This is a genomic window from Micromonospora nigra (assembly GCF_900091585.1).
Taxonomy (GTDB): Bacteria; Actinomycetota; Actinomycetes; order Mycobacteriales; family Micromonosporaceae; genus Micromonospora; species Micromonospora nigra.
Genome location: NZ_FMHT01000003.1, coordinates 1025227 through 1038505 on the forward strand (window position 1 = coordinate 1025227; position 13279 = coordinate 1038505).

Genomic DNA, 13279 nt, shown 5'->3' on the forward strand with positions numbered 1-13279 from the left:
CGGTCAGTGGTCCGCGCTGTTCCAGTCTCGGCCTTCGCCGACCGACACCTCCAGCGGCACCGACAGCGGATAGGCCCCGCCCATCTCCCGGCGCACCAGGGCCTCCAGGGTCTCCCGCTCGCCCGGGGCGACCTCGAAGACCAGTTCGTCGTGCACCTGCAACAGCATCCGCGACCGCAGCCCGGCGTCGCGCAGCGCGGTGTCGACGTGCAGCATGGCGACCTTGATGATGTCGGCCGCCGACCCCTGGATGGGGGCGTTGAGCGCCATCCGCTCGGCCATCTCCCGGCGCTGCCGGTTGTCGCTGACCAGGTCGGGCAGGTAGCGCCGCCGGCCGAGGACGGTGGAGGTGTAGCCGTCCTGCCGGGCGCGGGCGACCACCTCCTGGAGGTAGTCGCGTACGCCGCCGAAGCCGGCGAAGTAGTTCTCCATCAGCCCGCGCGCCTCCTCGGCGGTGATGCCGAGCTGCTGGGACAGGCCGAAGGCGCTCAGCCCGTACGCCAGGCCGTAGTTCATCGCCTTGATCTTGCGCCGCTGGTCGGCGGTGACGTCGGTGACCGGCACGGCGAACACCGACGAGGCGGTGGCGGCGTGGAAGTCGTGGCCGGAGTTGAACGCCTCGATCAGCGCCGCGTCGGACGACAGGTGCGCCATGATCCGCATCTCGATCTGGCTGTAGTCGGCGGTGAGCAGGCACTCGTAGCCCTCCCCCACCACGAAGGCGCGGCGGATGCGCCGCCCCTCCTCGGTGCGGATCGGGATGTTCTGCAGGTTGGGCTCGGTGGAGGAGAGCCGGCCGGTGGCCGCCACCGTCTGGTTGAAGGTCGTGTGGATGCGACCGTCGTCGGAGACGGACTTCAGCAGACCGTCGACGGTGGACTTCAGCTTGGCCACGTCGCGGTGGCGCAGCAGGTGCTCCAGGACCGGATGCGGGTTCTGCCCGTGGAGCCACTGCAACGCGTCGGCGTCGGTCGTGTACCCGGTCTTGATCTTCTTCGTCTTCGGCAGGTTCAGCTCGCCGAACAGGATCTCCTGGAGCTGCTTGGGCGAGCCCAGGTTGAACTCGCGCCCCACCGCGGCGTACGCGCCCTGCGCGGCGGCCTTCACCTCGGCGGCGAAGTGCGCCTCCAGTTCCGACAGGTAGGTCGTGTCGGCGGCGATGCCGATGCGCTCCATGTCGGCGAGCACCCGCATCAGCGGCAACTCCACCCCGGCCATCAGCCGCGCCGACTGCTCGCCGTCGCGGGAGAGCTCGGCGTCGATCGCGTCGGCCAGGTCGAGAGTGGCCCTGGCCTGGAGCATCAGGTTCTGTTCGACTTCGCCGTCGTCGCCGAGCCCGGCGAGGGTCAGCTGGCCGGTCTCGGGGACGTCGACCCGAAGTTCGCGGTGCAGGTATCGCAGGGCCAGGTCGGTCAGGTCGTAGGACCGCTGGTCGGGACGGGCCAGGTAGGCCGCGATCTGGGTGTCGCGGGCGATGCCGTCCAGCGTCCAGCCGTGCGCGGCGAAGGCCAGTACGGCGGGCTTGCTGTCGTGCAGCACCTTGGGCCGGGCGGCGTCGGCCAGCCAGCCCGCGAGCGCGCCGTCGTCGGCCGGTTCCAGGCTCGCCGGGTCGAACCAGGCAGCCGCGCCGTCGGCGGTGGCCAGGGCCATGCCGGTGACGGTGGCGGTGTGCCGGCGGTTCGGGCCGGTGTCGAGCTTGACGGCGACGCCCACCGGGGTGCCGGCGGGGGCGTGTGTCTCCAGCCAGCCGGCCAGGGCACCGGGTGCGGCGAGCACCTCGCCGGCCAGGTCGAAGCCGGCCTCGGCCTCCGGCTCGACGGCCTCCAGGTACTGGTAGAGCCGGTCGCGCAGGATGCGGAACTGGAGGGTGTCGAAGACCTGGTGCACCGCCTCGCGGTCCCAGCCCTGCCAGCGGGCGTCCTCGGGACGGATCGGCAGGTCCAGGTCGGCGACCAGGCAGTTGATCTCGTAGTTCCGGATCACGTCGGCCAGTCGCTCGCGCAGGCTGTCGCCGGCCTTGCCCTTGATCTCGTCGGCCCGGGCGACGACGCCGTCGACCCCGCCGTAGGTGGTGATCCACTTGGCGGCCGTCTTCGGGCCGACGCCGGGAATCCCGGGCAGGTTGTCGCTGGTCTCGCCGACGAGGGCGGCCAGGTCGCGGTAGCGCTCGGGGGGCACGCCGTACTTCGCCTCGATCGCCGCCGGGTCCATCCGGGCCAGGTCGGACACGCCCTTGCGCGGGTAGAGCACGGTGATCTGCTCGCCGACGAGTTGGAAGGCGTCCCGGTCGCCGGTGCTGATCAGCACCGACATGCCCTGGTCACGGGCCTGGCAGGCCAGCGTGGCGATGATGTCGTCGGCCTCGTAGCCCTCCTTCTCGACCACCGGCACGCGCAGCGCGGCGAGGACCTCCTTGACCAGGCTGACCTGCCCCTTGAAGTCGGCCGGGGTCTCGCTGCGGCCCGCCTTGTACTCCGCGTACTTCTCCGTGCGGAAGGACCGGCGGGAGACGTCGAAGGCGACGACGATGTGGCTGGGCTGCTCGTCGCGCAGCACGTTGATCAGCATCGAGGTGAAGCCGTAGACCGCGTTGGTCGGCTGCCCGGTCGTGGTGGAGAAGTTCTCCACCGGCAGGGCGAAGAACGCCCGGTATGCCAGGGAGTGTCCGTCGACAAGAAGCAGGCGTGGGGTCGTAGCTGTCACGGCAGCGACTCTAGTCCGTACGCCCGACAGTCTTCGCCTCGACGTGACCGTCGGCAACGGAACCGGCCGGTGGGTTTCCACCCACCGGCCGGTCCGCGACGCGGGTCACGCCACGCCGAGGTACGCCTCCTTGACCGCCGGGTCGTGCAGCAGGGCCTGGCCGGTGCCCTCCTTGACGATCGAGCCGGTCTCCAGCACGTAGCCCCGGTGGGCCCGGGCGAGGGCCTGCTGGGCGTTCTGCTCCACCAGCAGGATGGTCGTGCCCTGCTCGTTGATCCGTGTGATGATCTCGAAGATCTGCTGGATCAGCTTGGGCGCGAGCCCCATCGACGGCTCGTCGAGCAGCAGCAGCCGCGGCCGGGCCATCAGGGCCCGACCGACCGCGAGCATCTGCTGTTCGCCGCCGGAGAGGGTGCCACCGGCCTGCTTGCGGCGCTCGGCCAGCCGGGGGAACAGGTCCAGCACCATCGCCATGTCCTTGGCGATCTCCGAGCGGTCCCGGCGGGTGTAGGCCCCCATCTCCAGGTTCTCCAGCACCGTCATGCCGGGGAACACGCCCCGCCCCTCGGGCGCCTGGCCGATACCCCTGATGACACGCAGATCGGCGCGCATCCGGGTGATGTCGGTGCCGTCGAAGACGATGGAGCCCGAGGCCACCGGCCGCAGCCCGGAGATCGCCCGCATGGTGGTGGTCTTGCCGGCGCCGTTCGCACCGATCAGCGCCACCACCTCGCCCTCGTTGACGACCAGGCTGATCCCGTGCAGGGCCTGGATGCGCCCGTAGAGCAGGGTCAGGTCCTTGATCTCAAGCAGCATCGGTCGGCACCCCCAGGTAGGCGGCGATCACGTGCGGGTTCTCGCGGACGTCCGCGGGCAGCCCGTCGGCGATCTTCTCGCCGAACTCCAGCACCACGATCCGGTCGGTGACGCCCATGACCAGTCGCATGTCGTGTTCGATGAGCAGCACGGTGGTGCCGCTGTCCCGGATCTTGCGGATGAGGACGAGCAGTTCCTCCTTCTCCGCCGGGGTGAAGCCGGCGGCCGGCTCGTCCAGGCAGAGCAGGGTCGGATCCGTCGCCAGGGCCCGCGCGATCTCCAGCCGCCGCTGCTCGCCGTACGACAGGTTGCGGGCCAGGTCGTTGACGCGCCGCTCGATGCCGACGAAACGCAGCAGTTCGTGGGCCTTGTCCCGGCCGTGCCGCTCCTCCTTCCAGTGCCTCGGCAGCCGCAGCATGGCGGAGATGACGCTGGTCTTGTGGTGGGCGTCCGCGCCCACCATCACGTTCTCCAGCGCGGTCATCTCCGGGAAGAGCCGGATGTTCTGGAACGTCCGCGCGATGCCCGCCTTGGTGATCCACGACCGGCGCCGGCCGCTGACCCGCTCCCCCTTGAACCGGATCTCGCCCTCGGTGGGGCGGTAGACGCCGGTCATGGCGTTGAAGCAGGTGGTCTTGCCGGCGCCGTTGGGGCCGATCAGCCCCAGGATCTCCCCCTTGTACAGGGTGAAGGTGACGTCGTTGAGTGCGACCACGCCGCCGAAGCGCAGCGTGACGTGGTCGACCTCCAGCAGCGGCTCCCGGCCGGCCGGGTCCACCGGTGCCCGATGCGCCTCGGCGGGGCCGGACGGCGGCTCGGGCGGCACGCCCACCGTGCTCCGGCCGTCGGCCACGATGTCGCGGTCGCTGCTCTCGTCCCGCTCGGTGTTCATCTTCGGCTCACTCATTGGGCACCGTCTCCTGCAACCGCTTCCTTGCGCCGGTCGGCGAACTCGGCCGCCCGCCGCCTGTTCGGCACCAGCCCCTGCGGGCGGAAGATCATCATCACGATGACCACCAGGCCGAAGATCAGGATGCGGTACTCGGCGGTGTCGATCTCCAGACCGATGATCCCACCGAACCCCCGGAACCACTCCGGCAGATACCAGGTGAGCGCACCACCCACGATGGCACCCTTGATGCCGCCCGCGCCACCGAGGATCACCGCGGCGAGCACCAGGATCGAACTTTCCAGCAGGAAGCTGTCGGAGTTGATGAAGGTCTGCTTGCCGGCGAAGATCGCGCCGGTCAGACCACCCACCGCCGCACCGATGGCGAACGCCCAGAGCTTGTACTTGAACGTCGGCACACCCATGATCTCGGCGGCGTCCTCGTCCTCACGGATCGCCACCCAGGCCCGGCCGACCCGGCTGTGCTCCAGGTTCCGCATCAGGAAGATGACCAGGATGATCACCGTGAGGATCAGCCAGTAGTACGGCTTGGAGTCCACCACGCTGAACAGCGGCTGGCCGTCCGAGCCCGTGCCCGGCGGGTGCGCCACCTCGGGGATGCCCCGCTGGCCCTGCAACAGGCCCTCGTTGCGGGCGGCGTAGAGCCGGATCATCTCGGCGAAGCCGAGCGTCACGATCGCCAGGTAGTCGCCCCGCAGCCGCAGGGTCGGGGTACCCAGGATGACACCCGAGACCATCGTCACGGCGATCGCCACCGGCACCGCCGCCAGCCACGGCCAGGTCAGGTCGAGTCGGCTCTCCGGCGAGGTCAGCAGCGCCACCGTGTACGCGCCGATCGCGTAGAAGCCGAAGTAGCCCAGGTCGAGCAGGCCGGTGAAGCCGACCACCACGTTCAGGCCGACGGCCAGCAGCACGAACACCGCGGTGTCGAACAGCACCGCCGCGAAGTCCGACCGGGTGGTGTAGAACGCGAAGTACTCGCTGCCGATCGGAAAGCCCAGGTACTCGTAGAACCAGCGGTTGGGCAGGATGTAGAGGAAGACGACCAGCGCTGCCAGGCCGGCCCAGCGGACCTGCCGGGGCATGTTCGCCCAACGCTGCTTGAACTGGGACAAGCGTCCCTTGTTCGCGGTGACGCTCATGCGCGTGCCCTCCCCAGCGACTCACCGAGCAGACCGGTCGGCCGGAACATCAGGAGGATGACCAGCAGCACGAAGCCGGTGAAGTCCTTCCAGTCGCCGCCGAACAGGCCGGCGGCGTAGTTCTCCGCGATGCCCAGCAGCAGCCCGCCGAGCAACGCCCCGCGCAGGTTACCGATCCCGCCGAGCACCGCCGCCGAGAACGCCTTCAACCCGATGAGGAAGCCGACGTTGAACTTGGTGTAGCCGTACCGGAGGTTCCACAGCAGGGCCGCCACGCCGGCCATGAGACCGCCGAGGACGAAGACCAGCATGATGACCCGGTCCTTGTTGACGCCCATCAGCGCGGCGGTGTCGGCGTCCTGGGCCACGGCCCGGATGCCGCGACCGAGGCGGCTGCGGTTCACGAACTGGTCCAGCGCCACCATCATCACCAGGGTGACACCGAGAACCATCACCTGGATGTTGGTCACCGAGGCGCCGAAGACCGTGAACAGCGTCTCCGAGGGGATCAGCACCGGCATGCCGAACGGGGCCCGCTCGGTGCCCACACCGAACGACTCGGCGATCACGAACGACGCGCCGATGGCGGTGATCAGGAACGCCAGCGGCGGGGCGTTGCGCTTGCGCAGCGGCCGGTAGGCCACCACCTCGACGGTGACCGCGGTGGCCGCCGAGGCCAGCGCGGCGGCACCCAGACCGGCGAGGACCGCGAGCAGCATCCCCCCGAAGGCGGGGGCGGCGGTGTTCTGGTTGTAACCGAACGCCTCCCAGGTCCACAGGCCGACGAAGGTGCCGACCATGAAGACCTCGGAGTGGGCAAAGTTGATCAGACGGAGGACACCGTAGACGAGGGTGTAGCCGAGGGCCACGAGCGCGTAGATCGCGCCCTGCTCCAACCCGGTAATGGTGAGTGCGGGAAAGTTCCCGATCAGCTCATCGAAGTTCACTGAGGGCTCCAACTGTGCGGCCAAACGGTGCGGCCGGGAGCAGAACTCCCGGCCGCGTCGTCTGGCGTCCCGTTAGGCGGAACCGGATATCCGGTCAGGCCTTGGGGATCTCGATGTCCGGAACGACCTGACCCGCGTTGACCTTGAAGGCCCAGACCACGACCTGGGTCGGGTCCAACTCACCGTTGGGCCCGAACTTGTAGGTCACACCGGTGGCGGTGCCGGCCTTGTTGTAGGCCTTGATGAAGGCGAGGATGTCCTCACGGCTGGACTTCCCGTCCTTGATGGCCTCGAGGAAGATCTTCGTGATGTCGTAGGACACGTCGCCGTAGGTGCCCGGTTCGGCGTTGAACGCCGCCTTGTAGTCGGTCAGGAAGGTGCCCTTGGCCGCGGTGGCCGGGGCGCACGGGCAGGTCAGGACGGTGCCCTCGGCGACCGCGTCGCCGGCGACCTTGATGAAGTTGGCGTCGTTGACGCCGTCACCGGCCACCATCGTGCCCTTCCAGCCGGCCTCCTTGAGCTGCTTGAGCAGCAGGCCCGCCTCGGTGTAGTAGCCACCGAAGAAGAGGACGTTGGAACCACTGCCAATGATCTTGGTGACGACGGCGGAGAAGTTGGTCTGCTTGACCTGGATCTTGTCCTCGCCGGCCACGGTGCCGAGGACCTTCTTGACCTCGTCCACCAGGCCCGCGCCGTACGCCGACTGGTCGTCGACGACGTAGACCTTCTCGGCCTTCAGCACGTTCTTGATGTACCGGCCGGCGGCCGGCCCCTGGGAGGTGTCGTTACCGACGCCCCGGTGGAAGATCTTCCAGCCCTTGGTGCTCAGGCTCGGGCGGGTCGCCGACGGGGTGATGATCGGCAGACCGGCCTGGTCGAAGATCGGGTCGGCGACCTCGGACTCACCCGAGAACGCCGGGCCGACGATGCCGACGACCTTGGCGTCGCCGACGGCCTGCTGGGCGAGCGCCGGAGCCTTGGCCGGGTCGCCCTGGGAGTCGTACTCCACCAGGTTGACCTTGCAGTCGGCGTTCTCCGCGTTGTACTGGTCGATGGCCAGCTTGGTGCCGTTGCGCATGTGGATGCCGAGACCCGCGGCGTCGCCGGTCAGCGGACCGAAGAAACCCAACTTGAGGTCACAGGCGGCCGAGCTGCCTTCGCCCTCGGTACCACTGTCGGCCTTACAAGCGGCCGCGCCACTGATGACGAGCGCGCTGATGGCCACACCACCGAGCACCCGTGCGAGCTTCTGCCTCACGGCTCGTACCCTCCTTGTTCGATGGCCCGACCCATCGCACGAAAGCACTGCGAGGTGGACCAGGCCGACCGCGATCCCGGTCTGGGCCGGGACGTTATCCCACACGTGAGCGATGGCGTAAGCCCTGGGCGGGGGGGTTGATCGAACCGTTACACGCGGTGGCGGATCGGAAACGATCGCTGTAAGAAACGTCAGTCGCGAGGCTCCTGCACCTTTGTTTCGTTGGTAACGACCGAATCGACCTTCACCCGCTACGAATCGAGCTTGGTAAACCCGGTTGACCAGGCACGGAATCCGTCGGCCCCGTCGGCGAACAGCACCAGCCGATCGTCACCCACCACCACCGACGAGACCCCGTCGCGCTCCGCCGGCACCATCACGGGCCGCCACGAGGAACCCGCGTCACCCGATGACCACACGGCCGCGCCGTCACCGGACACCGCCGCCACCACCCGAGCGCCCCTGGCCGCCAACCCGACCACCGACCGCACCCCGCCACCCCCGGTGGCACCTTCCGGGCCGGCGGCCCCGAACCGGGCGGCCAACTCCCAGCCGGCTGCCGCGCGCCGCCACACCGCGAAACCCGCCCCCGCCGGCCCCACCGCCACCACGGCGGCACCCGCCAGCACCACCCGCCGAACCGACCCCCCGTCCCCGCCGGCCGCCCCGCCCGCACCAGCCGACGGCAGCGGCCAGCGACGCCAGCCACGGCCGTCCGTCGATGTCCAGGCCACGGGCAGGAAACCGGTGCCGTCCGGCGGCAGCAGGTCCCCCACCACCAGCCACCCGTCCGGCACCGCCACGACGTCGTGGGCTGTCGTGCGCCCCCGCCCGTCCCCGGCCAGTTCGGGCAGCGCGGCCGGCGGCTCCAGTTCCGCCGCCCCGGGTTCCCCCGCCCCCGGCGCGGCCCCCCGGCCGGGCACACCTGACGGGTCGGGCGTCGACGTCCCGCCCGGGGTCGTGACCGCCAACGGCCCCCCGTCCGGCGGCGACCAGGACCAGACCGCCGCGCCCGCCACCCGGCTGCCCGCCACCAGCCATCCGGCCGGGGCACCCGCCACCCGGGACACGGCCACCGCCTCGGGCCCGCCGAACACCTCGAACTCCGCCGGCACCTCCACCAACGCGCCACCCGCGACCCGCCACGCGCTCACCCGGGGATTGCCGTGCACGCCACCGGACTTCGCCCCCACCGCGACCACCGAACGGCCGCGGCAGGCCACCGCGTACAGGACGTTCTGCGCGCCGTAGAACGACACCGCCCGCACCGCAGCCGCCGACCAGGTCACCGCGTCGGCGCTGGACCACAGCGCCGGCCGGGTGCCCCCGGCCGCGTCGCGCACCGCGCCCGCCGCGTAGAAGCGGCCCATGCACGCCGCAGCGTCACGCACCACGGGAACGCCGGGCGGGCCGGGCGGCACCGGGAGCACGGCGGGTTGCCACGCGGGGCGCAGCGGGGCCGGCGCCGGCGACGCGCCCCGACAGCCGGCCGCGGCGAGCACGCCCGAGAGGACCACCGCCGTCAGGGCCACCACCGCACGTCGCGCCCGCACCCATCCGATGCTATCGATCGGGTACGCCGCCGCCCCGTCGCGGAGGCCGCCGCCCGACGGACGTCGACCCCGGGGCGGCGCGACGGATCAGGAGGCGGGCAGAGCCACCTCGCCGCCGGCGGTCTCGGCGAGGATCCGCTCGGCGACCTCCTTCATGGTCATCCGGTGGTCCATCGCCGTGCGCTGGATCCACTTGAACGCCTGCGGCTCGGTCATGCCGTACGTCGTCATCAGCGCGCCCTTGGCCCGCTCCACCGTCTTGCGGATCTCCAGCCGGTCGGTCAGGCCGGCGACCTCCGCCTCCAGCGCGGCGAACTCCGAGTAGCGGGACAGCGCGATCTCCACCGCCGGCACCAGGTCGCTCTTCTGGAACGGCTTCACCAGGTAGGCCATGGCGCCGGCCGCCCGCGCCCGCTCCACCAGGTCACGCTGACTGAACGCGGTCAGGATGATCACCGGGGCGATCCGGGCGCCGGCGATCCGCTCGGCGGCGGCCAGCCCATCCATGATCGGCATCTTGATGTCGAGGATGACGAGATCGGGCTTGAGCTCCTCGGCCAGCCGGACGGCGGACTCGCCGTCACCGGCCTCGCCGACGACCTCGTAACCCTCCTCGGCCAGCATCTCCGCCAGGTCCAGCCGGATGAGCGCCTCGTCTTCGGCGATCAGTACGCGCCTGCGCTCGGCATCCGTCTGCATCTCGGCCACGAGCCACTCCCACCAGTCTGCGCGCGATACCCGCCGTGCCGGGTATCGCCGCCACTAGCGTAGTAGGTAACCTATGGCGTGACGCGACAGCGTCGGCTAGGTCGGTCCCCGTATTCCAACCGGTAGAGAAGCGGAGCTCAAACCTCCGACAGTGTGGGTTCGAATCCCACCGGGGGCACCGGAACTGTCATTCCAGGTGTTCGAAGATCGCGTGGCCCCGCCCACCGGTCAGCAGGCCACCCGGTCGAGCGCCTGCTCCAGATCGGCGCGCAGATCCTCCGGGTCCTCCAGCCCCACCGACAGGCGCAGCAGCCCGGCGGCCGGCTTCGCCTCGCCCTGCACCGGCCGGTGGGTCAGCGACGCCGGGTGCTGGATGAGGGTGTCCACCCCGCCCAGCGACACCGCGTGGGTGATCAGCCGGCAGGCGTCCGCGACGGCGCAGGCGGCGGGCGCACCACCGCGTACCTCGAAGGCGAGCAGGCTGCCCGGTCCGGACATCTGCCGGCCGACGAGCCCGGCAGGGTCGTGCAGCGACGGGTGGTGGACCCGGGCGACGGCGGGGTGGCCGGTGAGCCAGGCGGCGAGTTTCTCCGCACCGGCCTGCTGGGCACGGACTCGCACGGGCAGGGTCTGCAGGCCACGGTGCAGCAGGTAGCCGCCGAGGGGGTGCAGGACCGCCCCGGTCAGGGCGCGGACCTGGCGCAGCCGGGTGGCCCACTCCGTGTCGCAGGCGACCACGCCGGCGAGGACGTCGCCGTGGCCGCCGATGCTCTTGGTGGCGCTGTGCAGCACCAGGGCGGCGCCGTGGCGGGCGGGCCGCTGGAGCACGGGGGTGGCGACGGTGTTGTCGACCAGCAGGGGCACGTCGCCGGCGGCGCGGGCGAGGACGGCGATGTCGACCAGGTCGAGGGTGGGGTTGGCGGGCGTCTCGACGATCACCAGGGCGGTGTCGGCGCGTACGGCGGCGGCGACCTCGTGGGGTGGGGCCCAGGTGACCTCGGTGCCGAGCAGGCCGGTGGCGAGGACGTGGTCGGTGCCGCCGTAGAGGGGACGGACGGCGACGACGTGCCGGCTGCCGTCGCGGGTGGCGGCGAGCAGGGTCGCGGTGAGGGCGGCCATGCCGCTGGCGAAGGCGACGGCCTCGGCGGTGCCTTCCAGGTCGGCGAGCGCGGTCTCGAAGCGGGCCACGGTGGGGTTCCACAGCCGCTGGTAGACGGCGCTGCTGCCGGGTGGCAGAGGACCGCCGGTGGCGAGGGTCTCGTACGCGTCGCCGCCGTGCTCGACCGAGGACAGTGGGTTGGTGGTGGACAGGTCGATGGGCGGGACGTGGACGCCGAGGGCGGCGAGGTCGTCGCGGCCGGCGTGCACGGCTCTGGTGTCCACGGCTCTGGTGTCCACGGCTCTGGTGTCCACGGTCGTCATGCCGGAAGGATCGAACAAGACCACCGTGTCAGGCAACAGAACCGAAGATGATTCGTGGGAAGGGCTTGGGTTGTCGCATCGGTTCGGTAGAGGATGTCGGCATGCCCCTCGCGACGAATCCCGTGCGGCGCTTCGCCGCCCTCGACGACACCGACCGCACGATCCTGGCGGAGCTGGCCGCCGACGGGCGGATGCCGAACAACGCCCTCGCGGAACGGGTGGGGGTGGCACCGTCGACGTGCCTGACCCGGACCCGGGCGCTACGCGAGTGCGGGGCGATCCGGGGGTTCCACGCCGACGTGGACCCGGCGGCGGTGGGGCTGCCGTTGCAGGCGTTGGTGTCGGTGCGGCTGACCGCGCACGAGCGGGCGGCGGTGGACGCGTTCCGCGCCCGGTCGGTGCGGCTGCCGGGGGTGGTGTCGGTGTTCCACGTGGCCGGCGCGGAGGACTACGTGCTGCACGTGCGGGCGGCCTCGGCGGACGCGCTGCGCGACTTCGTGCTGGATTATCTGGCGGTGGACCCGGCGGTGCAGCACACGCAGACGAGTCTGATCTTCGAGCAGGCCCGGGGCAGAGGCTGAGTCGCCCGCCACACCGGCCGGGGCGATCACCGACCGGGCGGGGAGATCACCGACCGGGCGGGGAGATCACCGACCGGGCGGGGCGATGACCGACCGGGCGGGGCGATGTGCGGCATGTCGCGGTGTCCGACGCCGATTACACCGCCGGTTGCCGCAAAGCGCGCAGCGTGACCGCCTCTGGGGGAACAACGCAGGCGTGCGCCGGGTTGGCCAGCGGTGTGATCGACGTACCGTTGTCTGTTCTTGATCTTGCGCCGGTTGCCGCCGGAGCCCCCGCCGGGGAGGCGTTGCGGCACACCACCGAGCTGGCCCGGCGCACGGAGCAACTGGGCTACCGCCGGTTCTGGGTGGCCGAGCACCACAACATGCCGGCCATCGCCTCGTCCGCCCCGGCGGTGCTCATCGCGCACCTGGCCGCGCACACCGCCACCATCCGGCTGGGTTCGGGCGGCGTGATGCTGCCCAACCACGCGCCGTTGGTGGTGGCCGAGCAGTTCGGCACCCTGGAGGCACTGCACCCGGGCCGCATCGACCTGGGCATCGGCCGCGCGCCCGGCACCGACCAGGTGACGGCGCTGGCGCTGCGCCGCACCGTGGAGGGCCTGTCGGCGCAGGGTTTCCCCCGCGAGCTGGCCGACCTGATGAACTACTTCACCGGCGACGATCCGGGGCCGATCACGGCGACCCCGGGTCGCGGGCAGCAGCCGGCGGTGTGGCTGCTCGGGTCCAGCGGGTTCAGCGCCCAACTCGCCGGAACGCTCGGGTTGCCGTTCTCGTTCGCGCACCACTTCAGCGCGCAGAACACGGTGCCCGCGCTGGAGTTGTACCGGCGCAGCTTCCGGCCGTCGCGCTGGCTGGAGCGGCCGTACGCGATGGTGGCGGTGAACGTCGTGTGCGCGGAGACCGACGAGCGGGCGCAGTGGCTGGCCGGGCCGGCCGGGTTGTCGTTCCTGCGGCTGCGGTCGGGGCGGCCCGAGCCGCTCGCCACGCCGCAGGAGGCGGCGGCGTACCCGTACACCGACGTCGAACGCGAGTTCCTGGCGCAGCGCCGCGACGGCCAGGCGACGGGGTCGCCGGAGACGGTCCGCCGGCAGCTCGGTGAACTGCTGGGGCGTACGGGGGCGGACGAGTTGATGCTGACCACGCTGGTGTACGACGTGGCGGATCGGGTGCGCTCGTTCGAGTTGGTGGCCGGGCAGGCGACGGGTGGTCTGCGGAGCTGACGGGCGCGGTCCGGAC

At 71.1% G+C, this 13279-nt stretch carries 11 protein-coding genes and 1 tRNA gene; 3 read left to right on the forward strand and 9 right to left on the reverse strand.

What is annotated here, in order from left to right:
• Window positions 1-3 precede the first annotated feature (3 nt).
• The 8 genes from polA to GA0070616_RS03945 all read right to left on the reverse strand — a co-directional run bounded on the left by polA (window position 4) and on the right by GA0070616_RS03945 (window position 10037).
• Window positions 4-2703, reverse strand: coding sequence for a DNA polymerase I (polA, locus tag GA0070616_RS03910; RefSeq protein WP_091076369.1), 2700 nt, complete (start codon window positions 2701-2703; stop codon window positions 4-6).
• A 105-nt stretch (window positions 2704-2808) separates the two neighbouring features.
• A complete protein-coding gene (locus GA0070616_RS03915) occupies window positions 2809-3519 on the reverse strand; it encodes an ABC transporter ATP-binding protein (RefSeq protein ID WP_091076372.1) in 711 nt (236 codons plus the stop codon).
• The gene (locus GA0070616_RS03920) at window positions 3509-4426 is read right to left on the reverse strand and encodes an ABC transporter ATP-binding protein (protein ID WP_175439976.1); all 918 of its coding nucleotides are present in this window, start codon (window positions 4424-4426) and stop codon (window positions 3509-3511) included. Before GA0070616_RS03920 ends, GA0070616_RS03915 begins: the two co-directional genes overlap by 11 nt.
• The gene (locus tag GA0070616_RS03925) at window positions 4423-5571 is read right to left on the reverse strand and encodes a branched-chain amino acid ABC transporter permease (protein ID WP_091076376.1); all 1149 of its coding nucleotides are present in this window, start codon (window positions 5569-5571) and stop codon (window positions 4423-4425) included. Before GA0070616_RS03925 ends, GA0070616_RS03920 begins: the two co-directional genes overlap by 4 nt.
• A complete protein-coding gene (locus GA0070616_RS03930; RefSeq protein ID WP_091076379.1) occupies window positions 5568-6518 on the reverse strand; it encodes a branched-chain amino acid ABC transporter permease in 951 nt (316 codons plus the stop codon). Before GA0070616_RS03930 ends, GA0070616_RS03925 begins: the two co-directional genes overlap by 4 nt.
• A gap of 94 nt (window positions 6519-6612) precedes the next feature.
• Complete coding sequence (locus GA0070616_RS03935) at window positions 6613-7776, reverse strand: branched-chain amino acid ABC transporter substrate-binding protein (protein WP_091076383.1); 1164 nt, start codon at window positions 7774-7776, stop codon at window positions 6613-6615.
• A 251-nt stretch (window positions 7777-8027) separates the two neighbouring features.
• The gene (locus GA0070616_RS03940) at window positions 8028-9329 is read right to left on the reverse strand and encodes a hypothetical protein (RefSeq protein WP_245712644.1); all 1302 of its coding nucleotides are present in this window, start codon (window positions 9327-9329) and stop codon (window positions 8028-8030) included.
• An 87-nt stretch (window positions 9330-9416) separates the two neighbouring features.
• Window positions 9417-10037 carry an ANTAR domain-containing response regulator gene (locus tag GA0070616_RS03945; RefSeq protein ID WP_091076390.1) on the reverse strand — a complete coding sequence of 207 codons (621 nt, stop codon included), beginning with the start codon at window positions 10035-10037 and terminating at the stop codon, window positions 9417-9419.
• A gap of 104 nt (window positions 10038-10141) precedes the next feature.
• On the opposite strand from GA0070616_RS03945, the gene GA0070616_RS03950 reads away from it, so the two are divergent.
• A tRNA-Leu gene (locus GA0070616_RS03950) sits at window positions 10142-10215 on the forward strand.
• 50 nt (window positions 10216-10265) lie between these two features.
• Here the strand turns inward: GA0070616_RS03950 and GA0070616_RS03955 are convergent.
• Entirely contained in the window at window positions 10266-11477 is a 1212-nt protein-coding gene (locus GA0070616_RS03955) for a trans-sulfuration enzyme family protein (RefSeq protein WP_425412924.1), read from the reverse strand.
• Between the two features lie 83 nt (window positions 11478-11560).
• Here GA0070616_RS03955 and GA0070616_RS03960 point away from each other — a divergent pair, with 83 nt between their 5' ends.
• Together GA0070616_RS03960 and GA0070616_RS03965 are read left to right on the forward strand one after the other, a co-directional pair.
• Window positions 11561-12040 (forward strand): Lrp/AsnC family transcriptional regulator, encoded by a 480-nt coding sequence (locus GA0070616_RS03960; protein WP_091076393.1) that lies wholly within the window; start codon window positions 11561-11563, stop codon window positions 12038-12040.
• 218 nt (window positions 12041-12258) lie between these two features.
• A complete protein-coding gene (locus tag GA0070616_RS03965; protein WP_175440232.1) occupies window positions 12259-13263 on the forward strand; it encodes an LLM class flavin-dependent oxidoreductase in 1005 nt (334 codons plus the stop codon).
• Window positions 13264-13279: the final 16 nt, after the last annotated feature.